The organism is Pseudomonas sp. CFBP 8772 (assembly GCF_014841665.1).
Lineage (GTDB): Bacteria > Pseudomonadota > Gammaproteobacteria > Pseudomonadales > Pseudomonadaceae > Aquipseudomonas > Aquipseudomonas graminis_B.
This window is the reverse complement of sequence record NZ_JACYUI010000015.1, coordinates 46697-64305: the sequence shown is the minus strand read 5'-3', so window position 1 is coordinate 64305 and position 17609 is coordinate 46697. Positions and strand designations below refer to the sequence as shown.

21 protein-coding genes and 1 pseudogene are annotated in these 17609 nt (G+C 61.3%); 9 read left to right on the top strand and 13 right to left on the bottom strand.

What is annotated here, in order from left to right; translation table 11 throughout:
• Positions 1-34: 34 nt before the first annotated feature.
• Positions 35-595: an NAD(P)H nitroreductase gene (locus IFT99_RS23415; protein ID WP_065986926.1), complete on the top strand. Its 561-nt coding sequence runs from the start codon at positions 35-37 to the stop codon at positions 593-595.
• Positions 596-770: 175 nt separating this feature from the next.
• Here the strand turns inward: IFT99_RS23415 and IFT99_RS23410 are convergent, their stop codons facing one another.
• From IFT99_RS23410 to IFT99_RS23390, 6 genes and pseudogenes are all read right to left on the bottom strand, one after another.
• Positions 771-2108, bottom strand: coding sequence for a sensor histidine kinase (locus IFT99_RS23410; protein ID WP_192135451.1), 1338 nt, complete (start codon positions 2106-2108; stop codon positions 771-773).
• 93 nt (positions 2109-2201) lie between these two features.
• Positions 2202-2645, bottom strand: coding sequence for a Spy/CpxP family protein refolding chaperone (locus IFT99_RS23405; protein WP_192135449.1), 444 nt, complete (start codon positions 2643-2645; stop codon positions 2202-2204).
• A gap of 263 nt (positions 2646-2908) precedes the next feature.
• A complete protein-coding gene (locus tag IFT99_RS23400) occupies positions 2909-3586 on the bottom strand; it encodes a response regulator transcription factor (protein ID WP_065986934.1) in 678 nt (225 codons plus the stop codon).
• Between the two features lie 3 nt (positions 3587-3589).
• A pseudogene (locus tag IFT99_RS26985) lies at positions 3590-3688 on the bottom strand (translation initiation factor 2); the annotation flags it as partial.
• Between the two features lie 169 nt (positions 3689-3857).
• Positions 3858-4157: a YciI family protein gene (locus IFT99_RS23395; protein ID WP_192135447.1), complete on the bottom strand. Its 300-nt coding sequence runs from the start codon at positions 4155-4157 to the stop codon at positions 3858-3860.
• 1 nt (position 4158) lies between these two features.
• The gene (locus IFT99_RS23390; protein WP_192135445.1) at positions 4159-4767 is read right to left on the bottom strand and encodes a septation protein A; all 609 of its coding nucleotides are present in this window, start codon (positions 4765-4767) and stop codon (positions 4159-4161) included.
• A gap of 65 nt (positions 4768-4832) precedes the next feature.
• Here IFT99_RS23390 and IFT99_RS23385 point away from each other — a divergent pair, with 65 nt between their 5' ends.
• From IFT99_RS23385 to rluB, 6 genes are all read left to right on the top strand, one after another.
• Entirely contained in the window at positions 4833-5693 is an 861-nt protein-coding gene (locus tag IFT99_RS23385; RefSeq protein WP_192135444.1) for a PHP domain-containing protein, read from the top strand.
• Between the two features lie 13 nt (positions 5694-5706).
• A complete protein-coding gene (locus IFT99_RS23380; RefSeq protein ID WP_108121457.1) occupies positions 5707-6339 on the top strand; it encodes an L-threonylcarbamoyladenylate synthase in 633 nt (210 codons plus the stop codon).
• Positions 6340-6479: 140 nt separating this feature from the next.
• Entirely contained in the window at positions 6480-7178 is a 699-nt protein-coding gene (locus IFT99_RS23375) for a segregation and condensation protein A (protein ID WP_163022142.1), read from the top strand.
• A gap of 17 nt (positions 7179-7195) precedes the next feature.
• On the top strand, positions 7196-7987 hold the full coding sequence (scpB, locus tag IFT99_RS23370) for an SMC-Scp complex subunit ScpB (protein ID WP_065986944.1): 792 nt from the start codon (positions 7196-7198) through the stop codon (positions 7985-7987).
• Positions 7988-8041: 54 nt separating this feature from the next.
• A complete protein-coding gene (locus IFT99_RS23365; RefSeq protein ID WP_065986946.1) occupies positions 8042-8236 on the top strand; it encodes a DUF1289 domain-containing protein in 195 nt (64 codons plus the stop codon).
• Positions 8237-8443: 207 nt separating this feature from the next.
• The gene (gene rluB / locus IFT99_RS23360) at positions 8444-9691 is read left to right on the top strand and encodes a 23S rRNA pseudouridine(2605) synthase RluB (RefSeq protein WP_065986948.1); all 1248 of its coding nucleotides are present in this window, start codon (positions 8444-8446) and stop codon (positions 9689-9691) included.
• Positions 9692-9774: 83 nt separating this feature from the next.
• Here rluB and IFT99_RS23355 read toward each other — a convergent pair whose 3' ends face one another.
• Positions 9775-10743: a leucyl aminopeptidase gene (locus IFT99_RS23355; protein ID WP_192135442.1), complete on the bottom strand. Its 969-nt coding sequence runs from the start codon at positions 10741-10743 to the stop codon at positions 9775-9777.
• A 70-nt stretch (positions 10744-10813) separates the two neighbouring features.
• Complete coding sequence (locus IFT99_RS23350; RefSeq protein ID WP_163022139.1) at positions 10814-10951, bottom strand: hypothetical protein; 138 nt, start codon at positions 10949-10951, stop codon at positions 10814-10816.
• A 517-nt stretch (positions 10952-11468) separates the two neighbouring features.
• Between IFT99_RS23350 and IFT99_RS23345 the strand changes: the two genes are divergently transcribed.
• Positions 11469-12893: an amino acid permease gene (locus IFT99_RS23345; RefSeq protein WP_065986952.1), complete on the top strand. Its 1425-nt coding sequence runs from the start codon at positions 11469-11471 to the stop codon at positions 12891-12893.
• A gap of 52 nt (positions 12894-12945) precedes the next feature.
• Complete coding sequence (gene arfB / locus IFT99_RS23340) at positions 12946-13359, top strand: alternative ribosome rescue aminoacyl-tRNA hydrolase ArfB (RefSeq protein ID WP_065986956.1); 414 nt, start codon at positions 12946-12948, stop codon at positions 13357-13359.
• A gap of 15 nt (positions 13360-13374) precedes the next feature.
• Here arfB and IFT99_RS23335 read toward each other — a convergent pair whose 3' ends face one another.
• The 5 genes from IFT99_RS23335 to phhA all read right to left on the bottom strand — a co-directional run bounded on the left by IFT99_RS23335 (position 13375) and on the right by phhA (position 17564).
• The gene (locus tag IFT99_RS23335; protein ID WP_065986958.1) at positions 13375-14589 is read right to left on the bottom strand and encodes an MFS transporter; all 1215 of its coding nucleotides are present in this window, start codon (positions 14587-14589) and stop codon (positions 13375-13377) included.
• Between the two features lie 263 nt (positions 14590-14852).
• The gene (locus tag IFT99_RS23330) at positions 14853-14990 is read right to left on the bottom strand and encodes a hypothetical protein (protein WP_166650518.1); all 138 of its coding nucleotides are present in this window, start codon (positions 14988-14990) and stop codon (positions 14853-14855) included.
• A 180-nt stretch (positions 14991-15170) separates the two neighbouring features.
• On the bottom strand, positions 15171-16367 hold the full coding sequence (locus IFT99_RS23325; protein WP_192135440.1) for an amino acid aminotransferase: 1197 nt from the start codon (positions 16365-16367) through the stop codon (positions 15171-15173).
• A 1-nt stretch (position 16368) separates the two neighbouring features.
• Positions 16369-16725, bottom strand: coding sequence for a 4a-hydroxytetrahydrobiopterin dehydratase (locus IFT99_RS23320; protein WP_192135438.1), 357 nt, complete (start codon positions 16723-16725; stop codon positions 16369-16371).
• A 50-nt stretch (positions 16726-16775) separates the two neighbouring features.
• A complete protein-coding gene (gene phhA, locus IFT99_RS23315; protein ID WP_192135436.1) occupies positions 16776-17564 on the bottom strand; it encodes a phenylalanine 4-monooxygenase in 789 nt (262 codons plus the stop codon).
• Positions 17565-17609 lie beyond the last annotated feature (45 nt).

Sequence of the window (17609 nt, the reverse complement as noted above, 5' to 3'; positions counted from 1 at the left end):
ACAATGGCCCGTCATTTTTCCTGGAGACGACTTAATGGAAGCGCTCGACGTATTGCTTAATCGCGTGTCCGTGCCCCGCTTGATCGAACCCGCCCCGGACGCCGAGCAACGCGAGATCCTCTTCGGCGCAGCCCTGCGCGCGCCTGACCATGGCGTCTTGCGGCCTTATCGATTTCTGACCGTCGAAGGCGACGCACGCAACCGCATGGGCGAACTGCTGGCCCAGGCATTGATCGACAAAGGCGGCGATGTTGAGGCCAAAGCGCTGGACAAGGCCCGTAACGGACCGTTGCGCGCGCCCTTGGTGGTCGTGGTCATCGCCAAGTTGACTGACCACTTCAAAGTGCCGAAAAAGGAACAAGTGATCACCGCAGGGTGCGCTGCCCACGGCATCCTCCTGGCCGCTTATGCGATGGGCATTGGCGCGGTCTGGCGCTCGGGGGATTTGTCCTACTCCCGCCACGTCGCCGAAGGGCTGGGGCTGACAGCCGAAGAAGAAGTCGTCGGCTTTCTGTACCTCGGCACGCCGCAAAATCCGCCGCGTGAACCCGCGAAGCCGGAGGTTGCTGGTTTTGTGAGCGCGTGGGAGGGGTAACAAACTGGTTTCATCCCGCTATAAGCGCCGGCCCCGATCTGTAGGACTGGCTTTAGCCGGGAAGGCATTAAGCGTTACACCGCAAAACTGAGGTGTACAGACAGGCCTCTTCCCGGCTGAAGCCGGTCCTACCAGTCACCGCACCCATTCAGCGGGAGCGGCTGCGAACAGGGAATCAACCGTGCAAAGCGGTTAACTCGCGCGGCACGACGATGCTGGCCACGAATCCGCCCTGCGGGTGATTGCCCAGCACCAGCGTTCCGCCGTGCTTCTCGGCGGCGCGTTTGGCAATGGCCAGGCCGAGCCCGTAGCCCGGCGCAGTCTGGTTGGGCGCGCGATAGAACGGCTCGCCCAACTGCGCCAGATGCTCCGGATTGGCGCCGGGGCCATGGTCCCGCACGGTGAGCCGCCATTCATCCCCCTCAAGGGTTGCGCTCAACTCGATCGGCTGACCCACCGGATTGAAGCGCAGCGCGTTGCGCAGCAGGTTATCCAGCGCCCGTTCCAGCACGCTTGGCCAGCCCTGCAACTGCACCCCTGGCTGCACCGACACCGAAACCGTCTGCTCGCCGCCGCCCATCTCCGTCTCGGCCTGCAGATGATGCAAAAGTCCCGACACATCCACCGCCGTGGCGCTGCCCATGTCGGCGTCCAGTCGTGCCAGCGCCAGAATTTCGCTGATCAACTCTTCCAGCCGGTCGCACTCACGGGTCAGGCGCGGCCACAGCTTGTCGCGCTCCACCGGTTCTGCGCGTTCGGCGAGGGCCAGGGCAATCCGCAGCCGCGCCAGGGGAGAGCGCAGTTCATGGGAAACGTCGCGAAGCAGCTGGCGCTGGCTGCTGATCTGACTTTGCAGGCGGGCACCCATGCGGTTGAAGTCGTTCGCCAGCACGCCAAATTCATCACGGCGGTTGGCCAGTTGCGCCAGGCTGTTTTGCTGGTAGGTGGTCTGGCCGAGGTCATGCACCGCGCCGCGCAGACGGCTTAGCGGGCGGGTGATCGACAGCGTCACCATCAGGCTGAACAACGTCAGCACCACCAGCGCGATGCCCAGCGCGCTCAGCGGCCAGACCAGACTGTCGCGGTGCCACGCGTCCAGCTCCGGATGTGGGATCCGGTAAATCAGCAGGTAGGTTTCACCGGTTTTTTCACTGGTGTATTCGGAGGTCAGTCGCCGCCACGGCAGTGGTCGTGTGTCGTCATTCTGCCGCTCTTCAAAAGCCGCCGCGCGGGGCGGGAAGGTGCCGGGAATCACCGCTTCGCCGCTGTCGTTGAGCACCTGAACATCGATGTGGTATTTGCGCTTGAGGTCTTGCAGATAATCCTGGGCGGATTTCTCGCCTTTGTCCTCGTACAACTCGACCCACTTCTGCGGCAAGTTGTGCAGGCCGGGATGACGGCTGAGAATCCAGGCGTCCTGATTGAGGACATGGCCCATCAGGATCGACAGGCCCGCTACCAACGCGATCGCAAGCCAGAAGCTCGCCAGGATTCTCCAGAACAATGAACGCACGTGCTGCCCTCGACCCAGTGTGTCAAAAAGAAAACCCGACACGCCGGGGAGCGTGTCGGGTTGGGGGAAGTGTAATGCCGCGCCAGCAGGCAGTTACTGGGTTTTTTGCGCTTTCTGCGCTTTCCACGCTTCGAACTCGGCGCGATCCGCACGGCGCTGGGCTTCATCCTTCTGGATCTGGTCGAAGGTCTTCTGTTGCTCTGGCGTCAGCAGGGCGCGGATGCCGGACTGGGTTTTGGCCCGGGCAGCTTCCTGTTCATCCATCATTGCCTTCTGGTCGGCGGGCGACAGCTTGGCCAGGTACTTCTGGGTGATCTCTGAGCGGCCGCGCCACTGATCGCCCATCATCTGGTCGACTTGCTGACGTTGTTCCGGGGTCAGGTTGAGTCTTTCCATCGGGCCGTGGCGATGATGCATGCCAGGGCCGTCAAAGCCAGGACCGCCAGGGCCGCCCATAGGGCCAGCTTCTGGAGGCATGGCCATTGCAACGGTAGGCAGGGCTGCGGCGAACATCAAAGCCATCAAAGTCTTGCGCATGGTGAATCTCCTTGTCTCGATTTCGGCTCTGTGCCGGTTGAGGCCAGTTTAGGGAGATCAAGGTCAAGCGAGGTCAGGCGTCGGTAAAGCTTGGGTAAAGGGGGCGCGCTGGCGTGTTGACGTAGTGTGCCTGCTACCGAGTGCGCGCCCAGCTGTAAGCGGCAAGCCACAAGCTTCAAGCCAAAAAGCAGTCCGGCGTCGCTGCCGATGCTGTTGCTTGTGCTGTCGCTGTTGCTTGCAGCTTGCAGCTTGCAGCTGCCTCGTCAGAGGCTGTAATAATACCCGCGGCTGCGCAGGGCAACGATGCGCGGGCGGCCGTCGGCGTGGGGGCCGATCTTCTTGCGCAGGTTGCTGACGTGCATATCAAGGCTGCGGTCGTAGAGGGTCAGTTTGCGGCCCAGGGCCAGTTGCGCCAGCTCCTGCTTTTCCAGCGGTTCACCGGGCTGGCCGAGCAAGGCCTCAAGCAGACGCGCTTCGGAGACCGTCAGGGTGAATTCCTGCTCGTCAATCGTGACCACGCCCCGTGCGGGACTGAAGCACAGATCACCCAGTTCGATTTGCGACGATACCGCCGTCGGATGGCTACGGCGCAGCACCGCGCGCAGACGCGCTGTCAGTTCGCGAGGATCGCAGGGCTTGGCCAGATAATCATCGGCGCCCAGCTCCAGACCCAGAATGCGGTCCAGCGGTTCGCCGCGCGCCGAGAGCATCAGCACGGGAAGGTCGGGGTGATCGGTGCGCAATTGTTTGAGCACTTCCAGACCGCTGCCGTCGGGGAGCATCACGTCCAGCACCACCGCAGCGGGTGCGGATTCGGCAAGCGCTTTGCGCGCGCTCTGGCCATCGTGGCAGGCACGCACTGCGAACCCTTCCTGACTCAACCAACTGCTCAGGAGCTCACACAGCTCCTGGTCATCATCAATAAGTAACAGCTCGCTCATGACTCACTCATTTAGCCATTGCCGACGACGTCGACGCCGGCCGCTGGCAAAGATACCGCACTGGAGGGCCACCCTGGCTGCGTGACCCCTCGTGACAAACCATTATTGTTCGGTCAATACCCACAAGGCATGACCGCCCGTGCCTCTTTGAGCCGCAGTCAAAGCCTTTGGTTCTAGCAACTTATCGGCAGGGCAGTGCGTAGGGTGAACTTCAGAGGGCGGGTGAAGGCGGTCCGGCCCGGTGTACAGAGCCGGGCGCCTGACAGACGTTTCAGGGCAGGACTTGCTTGAACGGTTTGACGATCACGTCAGCGTAGACACCCGCTGCCACATAGGGATCCGCCTCAGCCCAGGCCTGGGCGTCCTTGAGGGACTCGAATTCGGCGACGATCAGGCTGCCGGTAAACCCTGCAGTGCCCGGGTCGACGCTGTCTACCGCAGGCATCGGGCCGGCGAGGACGATGCGCCCTTCGGCCTTCATTGCGTTCAGGCGCTCAAGGTGCGCAGGGCGCGCGGCCAGGCGTTTTTCCAGCGAGTTGGCGACGTCGGTTGCCACGATTGCATAAAGCATGTCAGTCCTCTCTTTTTTTGTTTGTTGGCTGGGTTGACGGATCGGTGTCATGGATGTGGCGAGCCAGGTAGATGCCCTGGCCGACCAGGAACAGCAGGGTCATGCCCAGGCTGCCGAACACCTTGAAGTCGACCCAGAATTCTTGATAGGTAAACGCCACATAGAGATTGGCCGCGCCGCAGAACAGGAAGAACACGATCCAGGCGATGTTCAGTTTGGTCCAGACCGCCTGCGGCAGGGTCAGCGCGTGGCCCATGATGCGTTGAATCAACAGACGATCGCCGATGAAGTGACTGCCGGCGAAGATCAGCGCGAAGACCCAGTTCACCACCGGGGCTTTCCACTTGAGGAAGGTTTCGCTGTGGAACGCCAGGGTCAGGCTACCGAACACGAGGCAGGCAATCAGCGTCAGCCACTGACTTTTTTCCAGTTTGCCCTGACGGACATAGAGGACGCCGTAAACCACGAGGGAACTGGCGATCAGCATCGCGGTGGCGCTGTAAATCCCGCCTACCATGAAGCTGTGGCCAAGGACATCGACGGCTTGCGGGCTGATTTTGTAAACGATGAAGAACAGGATGAGCGGGATGAAGTCGATGAATTGTTTCACAGTAAGAGCCAGAAGCTGGATGTGACGGCATAATAACAAACATCAATGACTGCGAAAGCGCCCCTATGAACGTCGATCTGCACTGCCACAGCACCGCTTCCGATGGCGCCCTTGCGCCCGCGGTACTCGTCGCGCGTGCCCACGAGCACGGCGTGAAAGTCCTCGCACTCACCGACCACGACACCCTCGAAGGCCTCGCCGAGGCCCGTGCTGCGGCGCTTGCGCTGGGTATGCAGCTGATCGACGGCATCGAATTGTCCTGCACCTGGGGCGGTGCCACCATCCATGTGCTGGGCTATGGGTTCGATGTGGACGCCCCGCAATTGCGTGAGGCGATCGAGCAATTGCACACCGGCCGCTGGTTGCGGGCCGAAGAAATAAGCCGCAAGTTGGCGATGAAAGGTATGCCCGGCGCGCTCGAAGGTGCGCGTGCGGTGCAGCAGGCGCTGGGCGACAGCGGTAATGCGCCGGCCCGGCCGCACTTTGCCGACTTTCTGGTCAACCAGGGGTTCGTCAAGGACCGCGCCGAAGCGTTCCGCAAATGGCTCGGTGCGGGCAAGCTGGGCGACGTCAAGCAACACTGGCCGACCCTTGAGCAAACGGTGGCGACCCTGCGCGCCGCCGGGGCGTGGGTCAGCCTCGCGCACCCTTCGCATTACGATTTCACCCGCAGCAAGCGTCGCAAGCTGGTCGCTGACTTCATTCAGGCCGGCGGCCACGCCATAGAAGTGGTCAACGGCCTGCAGCCTGCCGATCAGGTCGGCAGTCTGGCGATTCTGGCCCGTGAGTTCGGTCTGCTGGTCAGTGCCGGCAGTGATTTTCATGCCCCAGGCGCATGGTCTGAAATCGGCGTTTATCGCCCATTGCCCGAAGACCTGCCGCCCCTTTGGTGTCGGTTCAAACATGACCAGCCTACTGCCGTCTGAACAGGAAATTACCGTGAGTCAATTTTTCCAGGTCCACCCGGAAAACCCGCAAGCGCGCCTGATCAAGCAGGCCGTGGAAATCATCCGGGCGGGCGGTCTGGTGGTTTATCCCACCGATTCGTCCTACGCATTGGGTTGCCAGATGGGCGACAAGACGGCCGTCGAGCGCATCCGTCGCCTGCGTCAACTCGATGACAAACACAATTTCACGCTGATGTGCAGCGATCTGTCCCAGCTGGGATTGTTCGCCAAGGTCGACACGGCGGCGTTTCGCGTGCTCAAGGCGCACACGCCGGGGCCGTACACCTTCATTCTCGGCGCCACACGTGACGTACCGCGTCTGGTCCTGCACCCCAAGCGGCGCACCATTGGCCTGCGCGTGCCGGGTCATCCCATCGCGCAGGCGCTGTTGCAGGAACTGGGTGAGCCGCTGATGAGCGTCAGCCTGATCATGCCGGGCGAGACCATTCCGATGAGTGACCCTTACGAGATGCGCGGGATTCTCGAGCATCAGGTGGACCTGATCATCGACGCCGGCGAGGGCGGCATCTCGGCCTCGACCGTGGTCAACCTGACCGATGGCGAGCCCCAGGTGGTGCGTGTGGGTTGCGGCGATCCGACGCCGTTCGGGGTCGAAGTCGAGTGACCGAGGCGCAAACGCTGGATGTTCAGACCGGCGCTCAGCCCGACCCGCAGGCCAACGCCCAGCAAGAGCTGCCGTTTGCCATGGTCTACGGTCAGGCCGTCACACAGATGCCGGTCGACCTGTACATCCCGCCGGATGCGCTGGAAGTGTTCCTCGAAGCTTTCGAGGGCCCGCTGGACCTGCTCCTTTACCTGATTCGCAAACAGAACATCAACATCCTCGACATCCCCGTGGCGGAAATCACCCGCCAGTACATGGGCTATGTCGAGCTGATGAAAACCGTGCGCCTGGAACTCGCCGCCGAGTATCTGGTGATGGCGGCCATGCTCGCCGAGATCAAATCGCGCATGTTGCTGCCGCGCTCGGAAATGGCCGAGGAGGAAGAGGGCGATCCCCGCGCCGAACTGATCCGTCGCTTGCAGCAGTACGAGCGGTTCAAGGCAGCGGCAGAAGGCATCGATCAACTGTCCCGCGTGGGCCGCGATGTACTGGTGCCCCGGCTGGAGGCGCCCGAAGCGCGGGTGCGCAAGTTGTTGCCGGACGTCGCCCTCGAAGAGCTGTTGATGTCGATGGCCGACGTGCTGCGCCGTGGCGACATGTTCGAAAGTCACCAGGTCAGCCGCGAAGCGCTGTCCACCCGCGAGCGCATGAGTGATGTGCTGGAGCGCTTGAAAGGCGCGGGTTTCGTGCCCTTCGCCGAGCTGTTCACGGCAGAAGAGGGGCGGCTGGGCGTGGTGGTGACGTTCATGGCGGTGCTGGAACTGGTCAAGGAGCAACTGGTGGAGCTGGTGCAAAACGAAGCCTTCGCCGTTATTCATGTGCGGGCGCGAGCCGAATAAAGAGCAAGAGCTGATCAATGAACCTGAATGAACCCCGCGATCTGGCGCCGTTGCTCGAAGCGTTTCTGCTCGCCTCCGGAAAACCGCAGTCCCTGGAGCGTCTCTACGAGCTCTTCGAAGAGGGCGAGCGGCCCGAACCGCCGGTGTTCAAAAAGGCGCTGACGTTGCTGGGCAAGTCCTGCGACAACCGCGCCTTTGAGCTGAAAGAAGTCGCCACCGGCTATCGCTTGCAGATCCGCGAGAAGTTTGCGCCCTGGGTCGGGCGTCTGTGGGAAGAACGCCCGCAGCGTTATTCGCGCGCCCTCCTGGAAACCATGGCGCTGATCGCCTATCGCCAGCCGATCACCCGGGGCGAGATCGAGGACGTGCGTGGCGTCGCGGTCAACACCAACATCGTCAAGACCCTGATGGAGCGCGAATGGATCAGGATCGTCGGCTACCGCGACGTGCCCGGCAAACCCGCGATGTTCGCCACCACCAAAGCCTTTCTTGATCACTTCAACCTGAAAAACCTCGACGAACTGCCGCCACTGGCCGACCTGCGCGAAATGGAAACCGAGCCGGTGCTTGAATTCGACGACGCACCTGTGCCCGCGCACTTGCAGGCGTTGGCCGATGCCAGCCTGCCACTCGATGCTGACGCAGAGCCTGAGGCGCCCCGGGATGAGACCAGTTTCCGCAGCTTGTTGGCCGAGCTGGATACCATGGAGCAGGGCCTGAAAATCGACTTCGACGATTTATTGCTCGATGAGGCCGATAAAGAGTCTGAATTGGAAGAACCGCCGCAGGACGATGAAGATCCGCGGTGACGAACGCTGTGGCAGGACGATGCGCAGCGCCCAATTCCTCATTCAGGCGAACCCATGAGCACCAAGAATCCCTGCATCAGCCTCTGCAAATTCGACGATGATATTTGCCTGGGCTGTGGTCGCAGCAAGCGCGAGATCAAATCCTGGAAGAAGATGGAGAAGGACGAAAAGCGCTCGGTGCTCGCCGAATCGGCGCTGCGGCTGATCAAGCTCAAGGGCGCCAGTCGGCGGAAAAAGAAGTCAGCCTGAATTTTTCATCTAGTCTCTGATGCGCAACGCGCGTCAGGCGCGTATGATTCGCGACCTTTTGGCGATCCACACGCGCCAGGGATTTCAGTTTTCCGCCCGTTCCGCCTCAGAGCTGTTCTGATCCGGAGCCGCTTTCGTCCAGAGAGCCGGGCCACAGGCCATGCCCACTCGCGCATGCCCTGATTCGACACACCGGGAGGTGCCCAGATGAGTGAACAAGACAAGCAAGATAAAGAGATCGGCCCAGCAGGCGAAAAACTGCAGAAGGTCCTGGCGCGCATCGGCGTCGGTTCCCGTCGCGACGTTGAAGCCTGGATTGGCGAAGGCCGCATCAAGGTCAACGGCGTTCAGGCCACTCTGGGTCAGCGCGTCGACCTGCACGACGCCATTACGGTCGACGGTCGCGTGATCCGCCGCGAAGAAGCCGCCGAAACCGTTCGCCGCGTCGTCATGTACAACAAGCCGGACGGTGAAATCTGCACCCGTGACGACCCTGAAGGCCGTCCGACCGTGTTTGATCGCCTGCCGCGTCCGAAAGAAGGCCGCTGGATCAACATCGGTCGTCTGGACATCAACACCACCGGGTTGCTGATGTTCACCACCGACGGTGAACTGGCCAACCGCCTGATGCACCCTTCGTTCGAAATGGACCGCGAGTACGCCGTGCGCGTCCGTGGCGAAGTCGACGACGACATGCTGGCGCGCCTGAAGGCTGGCGTGGTGCTGGAAGACGGTCCGGCGCGTTTCACCGACATTCAGCAGGCGCCGGGTGGCGAAGGCTTCAACCACTGGTACCACTGCGTGGTCATGGAAGGCCGCAACCGCGAAGTTCGTCGGTTGTGGGAATCCCAGGGTTTGGTGGTCAGCCGTCTGAAGCGCGTGCGTTTCGGTCCGGTGTTCCTCAATTCCGACCTGCCGATGGGTCGCTGGCGCGAAATGAGTCAGCAGGAAGTCGACATCCTCAGCGCCGAGGTCGGCCTGACGCCGGTCGCGATGCCGCAGATGACCGCCAAGACCAAAGACAAGCTGGAGCGTTTGCAGCGCCAGTCTTCCCGTCCGTTGGGCAAAGGCGAACGTGTGCGTCAGGTTCGTCCGGCCAAAGATGCAGTGTCTTCGGACCGTCCGGCCCGTGAGCCACGTCTGGCGGATGGCGAGCGCCCGGCGCGCAAGCCTGCGGAAAACGGTCGTCCGGCGCGCACCCCGCGTCCGGCTATCGGTGGTCGTGGCGACACTGCCCGTGGCGGCAATCCACGTGGCGACAGCGCGCGTAGCGAAAACGGTCGCGGCACGCCGGTCGCGGAACGCCCGAGCGACATGAACAAGCGTCCCGCCAAGCCGAAGCCTTCGCGTCCCGGCATCGGTCTGGTGGACGACAAGACCCCGTCCGGCAAACGCCGCGGCCCGCCAAGCGGCACTGGTCAGCGCCCGGGCTTTGGTCGTCGCAAGCCCGAGTAATGGCCTTGTGAAGCAGTAATCGCGGTCTGAAGTACAAAAAATGCCAGTCGAGAGACTGGCGTTTTTTTATGCGCGCTTGGGAGTCAGACGACGTAGGCAGTCCCGTCGAACACCACGCGCTTGTCCACGGCCAGTGAGCCGCTGTTGAAAATCAGGTCCATGTGGTGGCTGCCTTTGGCACCGCCACCCAGACCCAGATGCAGTCCGCAATGGCGCTCTTCGAACCCTGCATTGCGCGCGTACAGCTGGCTGACACCTTCGTTGGTGCCGATCCCCAGTTCCTCGATGCGCCGGTTCGAGGGGTTGGCGTCCAGGTATTTATTGAAGTCGTGCTCCAGCCCCGGCACGTCGGTGGCAATGCGGGTGATGGTGGAGTTCTCGATCCACAATTCCAGTGGCGACTCGATGATCCCGTACTTGCGCGCGAAGGGGATGGTGCTGAGGAACGTCCCGAGGAACCGCACATGACCGTTGATGGATTCGCTGTGGGTGGCGATCTCACCCGGTGCCAGGTCGTAATTACCGACGCCGTTGATGTTGGTCCACTTCTTCAATTCGCGCAGCGGCGCCTCGAAGTACGAGCCGTGATCGTCGCTGAAGCTGAGGGTCTCGCCTTCATTCATGGTGTCGATCAACGCCGCATTCAACTGCGCGATGCGCTCGGGCTCAACGCTGAACGTGTCGTAGAAATAATCGCCGTAATCTTTGAACAGCAAAGACTTTTTCCACTGCGCCGACATCACCTCTTGCAGCTGACGAATGAACGGCGGTCCCTCGGCGCGGGGATTGGGCAGCGTTGAGGAATCGTAGAACAGGACGAAGAGATCGGAGTCGGTGATGGCCTCTGATAGCTCGCCGACCGGGGTAGTGTCCAGCGGCAATGTGCTGAACCGGAAGACATCCCGCGCCGTCGAGCTCTCGGCGATGCCCTCGATGAGACGGCGGTATTCCGCGGTGTGTGCCAGTAAGACGTGGGGGGTGTGAATGCCGGTGACGGCGGGATGGTGTTGCAGGTAGTAGAGGAAATGTTCGATTGCGCTGCTGTTATCCATAGTGCGCTCCGCATCCGGATGCTCGAAACAAGAGGGCGAACGCGTTAGCCACGTTCGCCCTTCAGCTGTTTTAGAACGGCCACATCGCGGTGCCAAACGGCACCACAGCGTCAGCCTGCATCATCTCCACAGCGGCATCATGAGTCGGTGCTTCAAACCAATCGTCCAATTGCAGTTCTTCTTCCAGAGCCAGTTCAACTGTTTGCATAGGTGAATCTCCTGAGAATGACGTACTTGCCGAATGCAGCGAGGACGAAAGGCCTGAGCCCTGGGTCCTCGTCATGGAAGCACACTGACCTTCGTGGCCAGCAAGCACTGAAAAAACTAGTGCAATAGTCAGACTGTTGCAAAATAAAAATCGACCGGCAAATGCTGGCATTTCGCCGGACTTATTGAAACTTTCAGCGAAAACAACGTTAGGGAGCTTTCGATTTCGGAGAATTATTTTTGCGACAGAATTGTGTCGGAGGTTGGTATAGAACAGCTTCCCGGCTGAAGCCGGTCCTACAAAAGCACCGGTCGAATTAGGTGGGACCGGCTTCAGCCGGGAATTCTTCGCCGCCAAACGCCATGTGAGCGGTGTACAATGCGCGCCCGTTTTTTCTGTGATCCACCGGCGTATGGACGCCAACCCCTCGGGGTTACCCACTCCGTTTCCCTCCGCCGCGTCATGAGCGCGTCGGGTTCGATTCCGTCACAGACAAGCGCGCCAAGGTGGTTTGCCAATGAGTGAAAACATGTCCCATTCGGGTGACTTGAAGCGTGGTCTGAAGAACCGTCACATCCAGCTGATCGCCCTCGGCGGCGCGATCGGCACCGGCCTGTTTCTGGGCTCGGCAGGGGTGCTGAAGTCCGCAGGCCCGTCGATGATCCTTGGCTACGCCGTCTGCGGCTTCATTGCTTTCATGATCATGCGACAGCTCGGCGAGATGATCGTCGAAGAGCCGGTGGCCGGGTCGTTCAGCCATTTCGCCCACAATTACTGGGGCGGTTTTGCCGGCTTTCTGTCGGGCTGGAACTGCTGGGTCCTCTACATTCTGGTGGGCATGTCCGAACTGACCGCCGTCGGCAAATACATCCAGTACTGGTGGCCGGAAGTCCCGGCATGGGCCTCGGCGGCCGTGTTCTTCGTGATGATCAACGTCATCAACCTGGCCAACGTAAAAGTCTTCGGCGAGGCTGAATTCTGGTTCGCGATCATCAAGGTGGTGGCGATTCTCGGGATGATCGCCCTGGGCAGCTATCTGCTGGTCAGCGGCGAGGGTGGCCCACAAGCGTCGGTCAGCAACCTGTGGGATCGGGGCGGGTTTTTCCCCCATGGCGTGAGCGGGCTGGTCATGGCGCTGGCGTTCATCATGTTCTCGTTCGGCGGGCTGGAAATGCTTGGCTTCACCGCAGCCGAGGCGGACCAGCCGCGGACCATCATTCCCAAGGCGATCAATCAGGTCATTTATCGGATTCTGATTTTCTACATCGGCTCGCTGGTGGTGCTGCTGTCGCTGACGCCGTGGGACGCCTTGCTGATTGACCTCAATGCGTCCGGCGATGCCTACAGCGGCAGCCCGTTCGTGCATGTGTTCTCGATGCTGGGCAGCACGACGGCGGCGCATATTCTCAACTTCGTCGTGCTGACGGCGGCCTTGTCGGTCTACAACAGCGGCACCTATTGCAACGCGCGCATGCTGTTCGGCATGGCCGAGCAAGGCGATGCGCCGCAGTCACTGGCGCGGGTCGATGGCCGGGGTGTTCCGGTGCGAGCGATTCTGGTGTCGGCGGCGGTGACGCTGATTGCCGTGCTGCTCAACTACCTGATGCCGCAAAACGCCCTTGAGCTGCTGATGTCCCTGGTGGTCGCCACTCTGGTCATAAACTGGGCGATGATCAGCTATTCGCACCTCAAGTTCCGCCAGCACCTGACCCGGGTCGGCCAGCAGCCGCTGTTCAAGGCGCTGTGGTACCCGTACGGCAACTACGTCTGTCTGGCGTTTGTGGTGCTGATTCTGGTCATCATGCTGATGATCCCCGGTATCCGGATTTCGGTGTACGCGATCCCGATCTGGCTGGCGGCGATGTGGGTGTTTTACGTGATCAAGAACAAGCGCCGGGCCAACAGTGAGTCAATGGCCCAGCGGACGTCGATCATCAAATAAGGCGAGAGCCGCCGGTGACGTCGCGGCGGCTTCGACCAGGAACTGGATTGCCATGCTGATCATCTCCAACAACATCCATCTGCCGGACAGCGACGTCGAGCTGACCGCCATCCGTGCCCAGGGTGCGGGTGGTCAGAACGTCAACAAGGTGTCCAGCGCCATGCACCTGCGCTTCGACATCAACGCCTCGTCGCTGCCGCCGTTCTACAAGGAACGCCTGCTGGCGCTGCGTGACAGCCGCATCACCAGCGACGGCGTGCTGGTGATCAAGGCGCAGCAATACCGGACGCAGGAGCAGAACCGTGCCGATGCGTTGGAACGCCTGAGCGAGCTGATCATCAGTGCGGGGAAGGTGGAGAAGAAGCGCCGGCCGACCAAGCCGACCCTGGGCTCGAAGACCCGCCGGCTGGAATCGAAAACCAAGCGCGGGTCGATCAAGGCAGGGCGGGGCAAGGTCGATTTTTGAGTGTCGCTTGCGGGATCAGCTGGCGACCGGCTTGTCTCGCGTCCTTTTCGCGTGCTTGTAGAGATACACGCTTAGCCCGAGGCCGCTCAGTGACGCCAGCGCGGCAAACAGGAAGATCGACGCGAAGCCAAAACCAGCCGCCACGGCGCCCGCCACCGGCCCGGTGATTCCCAGTGACAGGTCGATGAAAAGCGAATAAGCCCCCACCGCCGCACCGCGACTGGCCGGCGGCACCAGGTTCACCGCTTCGACGCCCAGTGCCGGGAACACCAGCGAGAAGCCGAAGCCGGTCAGCGCCGCACCGGCCAACGCCAGATTCGGGTTGGGCGCCAGCCACAGCAGCAGCAAGCCCAACGTCTCCACCGACAGGCAGGCAATCGCCACGCGGAAGCCGCCGATGCGATTGATCAGGTTGCCGAACAGCAGGCGTGCACCGATGAAGCAGGCGCCGAACAGGCTCAGGCACAACACCGCATTTGGCCAGGTGTGGCTGGCGTAATACAGCGTGATAAACGTTGCGATGGTGCCGAAGCCGATTGACCCCAGCGCCAGCCCGGTGCCGTGGGGCAGCACGCGGCCCAGCACGTGCAGGAAGGGCAAGCGCTCGCCATGCACCAGCGGCGCCGGGGTTTTCTTCCAGGCCAGGGAAATCCCCAGCGCCGCCAACAGCATGATGCTGACGCCCATGCTCCACAGCCCCAACGCATTGACCAACAACACCCCCACCGGCGCGCCGATGGCCAGGGCGCCGTAGCTGGCGATGCCGTTCCATGAAATCACTTTGGCCGTATTGGCAGCGCCGACGCGGCCGATGCCCCAGCCGATCGAGCCGGAGCCAACCAGGCTTTCAGCGCTGCCGAGCACCAGCCGCCCTACAAACAGGCTGATCAGGCTGATCATTGGCCAGGCGTCGAGCCAGTCGGCGAGGAGCATGAACACGCCGCTCAACCCGCAGCCGAACAGGCCGATGATTACCGCTTTTTTCGGGCCTCGGGTGTCGATGAATCGCCCGGCAAAGGGCCGGCTGAGGAGGGTCGCGAGGTATTGCACGCTGATCACCAGCCCGGCAGCGACCGCGCCGAAGCCAAGGTCGGTGTGCACATAACCTGGCAATACGGCCAGCGGGATACCGATGTTCAGGTAGCCGATGAAGGTGAAAAGGACGATGGAAACAACCTGCAGCGTGACAGCCATAGGACGTTGAGGGGCAGCGCTCGAAGCGTCTGGCATGGGCATAGATCCACGGTTACGACGGAAAAAGAATAGCGAGGGGGCAATCGGGTTGAAGCGTAGACGCTTGAATCCGCGCGAGGGCACATGATAGCGAGGCACGGCGGTTCATGGCAGTGGCGGATGGGTGGATCTGAGTTCGGGGTCAGGCAGGGGTGGAACCTGTCGCGAATGATTCAGCCCTTATGGAAATACACCTTGAAGACGCTCTTCCGTAGGGGCTGAAAATTTAGCGGCTGAAAAATCAGTGGCTAAACAGGCCTTTAGCGCGGGCTTTGGGCTTTGCTGCTGTCGTTGCGTTTACCGCTGGCTTTCATCTCGATCGGCTGACCGAGTTCCTGGCGGGCTGCTGCACTTTGCTGATTCTGGCTTGGGAAGGGGAAGTTCGGGATTTCATGCATATCGTCGCTCCTCACAAGTGTGTTGCGGCTGAATTGAACAGCGCGTCCGAGAACGCTCAGGGAGGATACAGCAGTACAAATGACAATCAGACTTTTAAATGCGGGCCGCTGGTCATGTAGTGAGGATGGGTTCCTGCAACATGCGCGCGGCCCTTTAAAAGCGTCGACTCGGTGAGCGCCTCAGTCCTTGCAAACCGCCGCAAACGCCGCTGCCAGTTCATCCAGTCGCGTGGCGTCAATCCCCGCAACGTTGGCTCGACCCGCCGCCACCATGTACACGCTATGCTCGTTTCGCAGACGCGCGACCTGGTCGTCGTTCATGCCAGTGTAGGAAAACATGCCGCGCTGCACGCCAATGTGGGCGAAACGTTCACCCAGACCCAGCGGCGTGAGTGCCTCGACCAGCCCGACCCGAAGTTGCGCAATGCGGCAGCGCATCTCCTCAACCTCTCCAGCCCACAGGGCCTTCAATTCAGGATCGCCCAAAATTTCGGCCACCACGGCGGCGCCATGATCCGGCGGGTTCGACCACAGATTACGGGCCGTCGCCGACAGCTGACTGCGCACGTCCATCAGCTTCTCTGTGGTGTCAGCACAGACGAGCAAGGCGCCGGTGCGCTCGCGGTACAGACCGAAGTTTTTCGAGCAGGAACTGGTGATCAGCAGCTCAGGCAGCTCGCCGGCAAACAGGCGAACCGCCCAGGCGTCCTCCTCGAGACCGTCGCCAAAACCCTGGTAGGCGAAGTCGATCAGCGGCAGCAGGTTGCGTTGCTTGACGATTTCCAGCACCGCGTGCCAGTCATCACGGGACAGGTCAAACCCGGTCGGGTTGTGACAGCACGCGTGCAGCAGGACAACGTCGCCCTCGGGAATGGTTTTCAACGTCTCCAGCATGGCCGGCACGTTGAGCTGATTGTCGCGGCCCACGTAGGGGTAGTGACTGACCTTCAGGCCCGCCGCCGCATAGATGGTTTCGTGAATCGGCCAGGTCGGATCGCTCAGCCAGATGCCCTTGCCCGGCAGGCAATGGGCAATGAAGTCTGCGCTCAACCGCAGCGCGCCGGTACCGCCGGGTGTTTGGGTGGCGCCGACGCGTTTGCTGGCGATCAGCGGCGAATCGGCGCCCATGACCAGCTCACAGATCAGCGTGCCGAAACGCGGTTCGCCATGGCCACCGATGTAACTCTTGGTGGGCTGCGAGTCGACCAGTCGCTGCTCGGCGATTTTCACCGCGCGAGGGATGGTGGTCAGGCCCTGCGCATCTTTATAGACGCCCACGCCCAGGTCGAACTTGTTCGGATTCGGGTCTTTGGCGTAGGCCTGAATCAGGCCCAGGATGGGATCGTCCGGTACGCGCTGAATCTGTGAGAAATGCATTTTACTTACGGCCCTCGGCGCTTTTGGCCACCTCGTCTGTGCGGGAGGCCATGATGAAATCGTTGCGGTGCAGCCCTTTGATGGAGTGGCTCCACCAGGTCACGGTCACTTTGCCCCATTCGGTCAGCAGACCCGGGTGGTGACCTTCGGCCTCGGCAATTTCGCCGACAGCGTTGGTAAACGCCAGCGCAAATTTGAAATTCTTGAACAGGAAGACTTTTTCCAGTTGCATGACGCTGTCACGCACTTCGATGTTCCAGTCCGGGATCTGCTTGAGCAAATCCGGCAGCTCGGCGTCACTGACTTGCGGGGCGTCGGCGCGGCAGGCTTCGCACTGGGCTTGATTGAGAGCGGTCATTGGCAAATTCCTTGATCGGGTTCGGGCTGCTTGTTCAGGCAGCCTTTGTTTTAGGCGGCTTTCGTTTTTGAGGGAAATTTTGGTGCGTGCAGGCCCCGTTCAGCCGCCGTGCGCGCCATGCCCATGATGTCTTCATGGGCGAGGTCGAACAGGCGCTTGAGGTCTGGCAGTACAAAATACACCGGCTGCAGAATGTCGATGCGATAGGGCGTGCGCATGGCTTCAATCGGGTCGAAGGGCTGATGTTCAGGGGTCGATGACACGCTGTAAACGGTTTCCTTGGGCGAAGAGAGGATGCCGCCGCCGTAGATCTTGCGCCCTTGGGGCGTGTCGACCAGGCCGAATTCGATGGTCATCCAGTAGAGGCGGGCAAGATACACGCGCTGCTCTTTGCTGGCTGCCAGACCGAGCTTGCCGTAGGTGTGGGTAAATTCTGCAAACCACGGGTTGGTCAGCAACGGGCAGTGTCCGAAAACCTCGTGAAAGATGTCGGGCTCTTGCAGGTAGTCGAGTTCTTCTTCGCTGCGAATGAACGTGGCGACCGGAAATCGCTTGCTCGCCAGCAACTCGAAGAAGGTTTGAAAAGGGATCAGCGCCGGCACGCGCTCGACTTGCCAACCCGTGGTTTCCCCCAGCACGCGGTTGATTTCGCCGAGCTGCGGAATACGGTCGTGGGGCAGGGCGAGCTGCTCGATGCCATCCAGATACTCCTGACACGCGCGGCCTTCGACCACCTTGAGCTGGCGGGTGATGAGGGTGTTCCAGATTCTGTGTTCGGCGTCGGAGTAATCAATGAAACCGGTGGCGTCCGGTTCGCGTGCGACGTACTGCGTACTCATGGGGCTCTCCTGATGGTTTTTTCTTATATGGAGCAATGCGATATA

Coding starts and splice junctions, on each gene's coding strand:
- arfB (WP_065986956.1), top strand. CDS start 12,946: ATGCTGATCATCTCCAACAACATCCATCTGCCGGACAGCGACGTCGAG.
- rluB (WP_065986948.1), top strand. CDS start 8,444: ATGAGTGAACAAGACAAGCAAGATAAAGAGATCGGCCCAGCAGGCGAA.
- IFT99_RS23365 (WP_065986946.1), top strand. CDS start 8,042: ATGAGCACCAAGAATCCCTGCATCAGCCTCTGCAAATTCGACGATGAT.
- IFT99_RS23350 (WP_163022139.1), bottom strand. CDS start 10,951: ATGCAAACAGTTGAACTGGCTCTGGAAGAAGAACTGCAATTGGACGAT.
- phhA (WP_192135436.1), bottom strand. CDS start 17,564: ATGAGTACGCAGTACGTCGCACGCGAACCGGACGCCACCGGTTTCATT.
- IFT99_RS23405 (WP_192135449.1), bottom strand. CDS start 2,645: ATGCGCAAGACTTTGATGGCTTTGATGTTCGCCGCAGCCCTGCCTACC.
- IFT99_RS23395 (WP_192135447.1), bottom strand. CDS start 4,157: ATGCTTTATGCAATCGTGGCAACCGACGTCGCCAACTCGCTGGAAAAA.
- IFT99_RS23325 (WP_192135440.1), bottom strand. CDS start 16,367: ATGCATTTCTCACAGATTCAGCGCGTACCGGACGATCCCATCCTGGGC.
- scpB (WP_065986944.1), top strand. CDS start 7,196: ATGAACCTGAATGAACCCCGCGATCTGGCGCCGTTGCTCGAAGCGTTT.
- IFT99_RS23355 (WP_192135442.1), bottom strand. CDS start 10,743: ATGGATAACAGCAGCGCAATCGAACATTTCCTCTACTACCTGCAACAC.
- IFT99_RS23320 (WP_192135438.1), bottom strand. CDS start 16,725: ATGACCGCTCTCAATCAAGCCCAGTGCGAAGCCTGCCGCGCCGACGCC.
- IFT99_RS23345 (WP_065986952.1), top strand. CDS start 11,469: ATGAGTGAAAACATGTCCCATTCGGGTGACTTGAAGCGTGGTCTGAAG.
- IFT99_RS23335 (WP_065986958.1), bottom strand. CDS start 14,589: ATGCCAGACGCTTCGAGCGCTGCCCCTCAACGTCCTATGGCTGTCACG.
- IFT99_RS23330 (WP_166650518.1), bottom strand. CDS start 14,990: ATGCATGAAATCCCGAACTTCCCCTTCCCAAGCCAGAATCAGCAAAGT.
- IFT99_RS23400 (WP_065986934.1), bottom strand. CDS start 3,586: ATGAGCGAGCTGTTACTTATTGATGATGACCAGGAGCTGTGTGAGCTC.
- IFT99_RS23415 (WP_065986926.1), top strand. CDS start 35: ATGGAAGCGCTCGACGTATTGCTTAATCGCGTGTCCGTGCCCCGCTTG.
- IFT99_RS23385 (WP_192135444.1), top strand. CDS start 4,833: ATGAACGTCGATCTGCACTGCCACAGCACCGCTTCCGATGGCGCCCTT.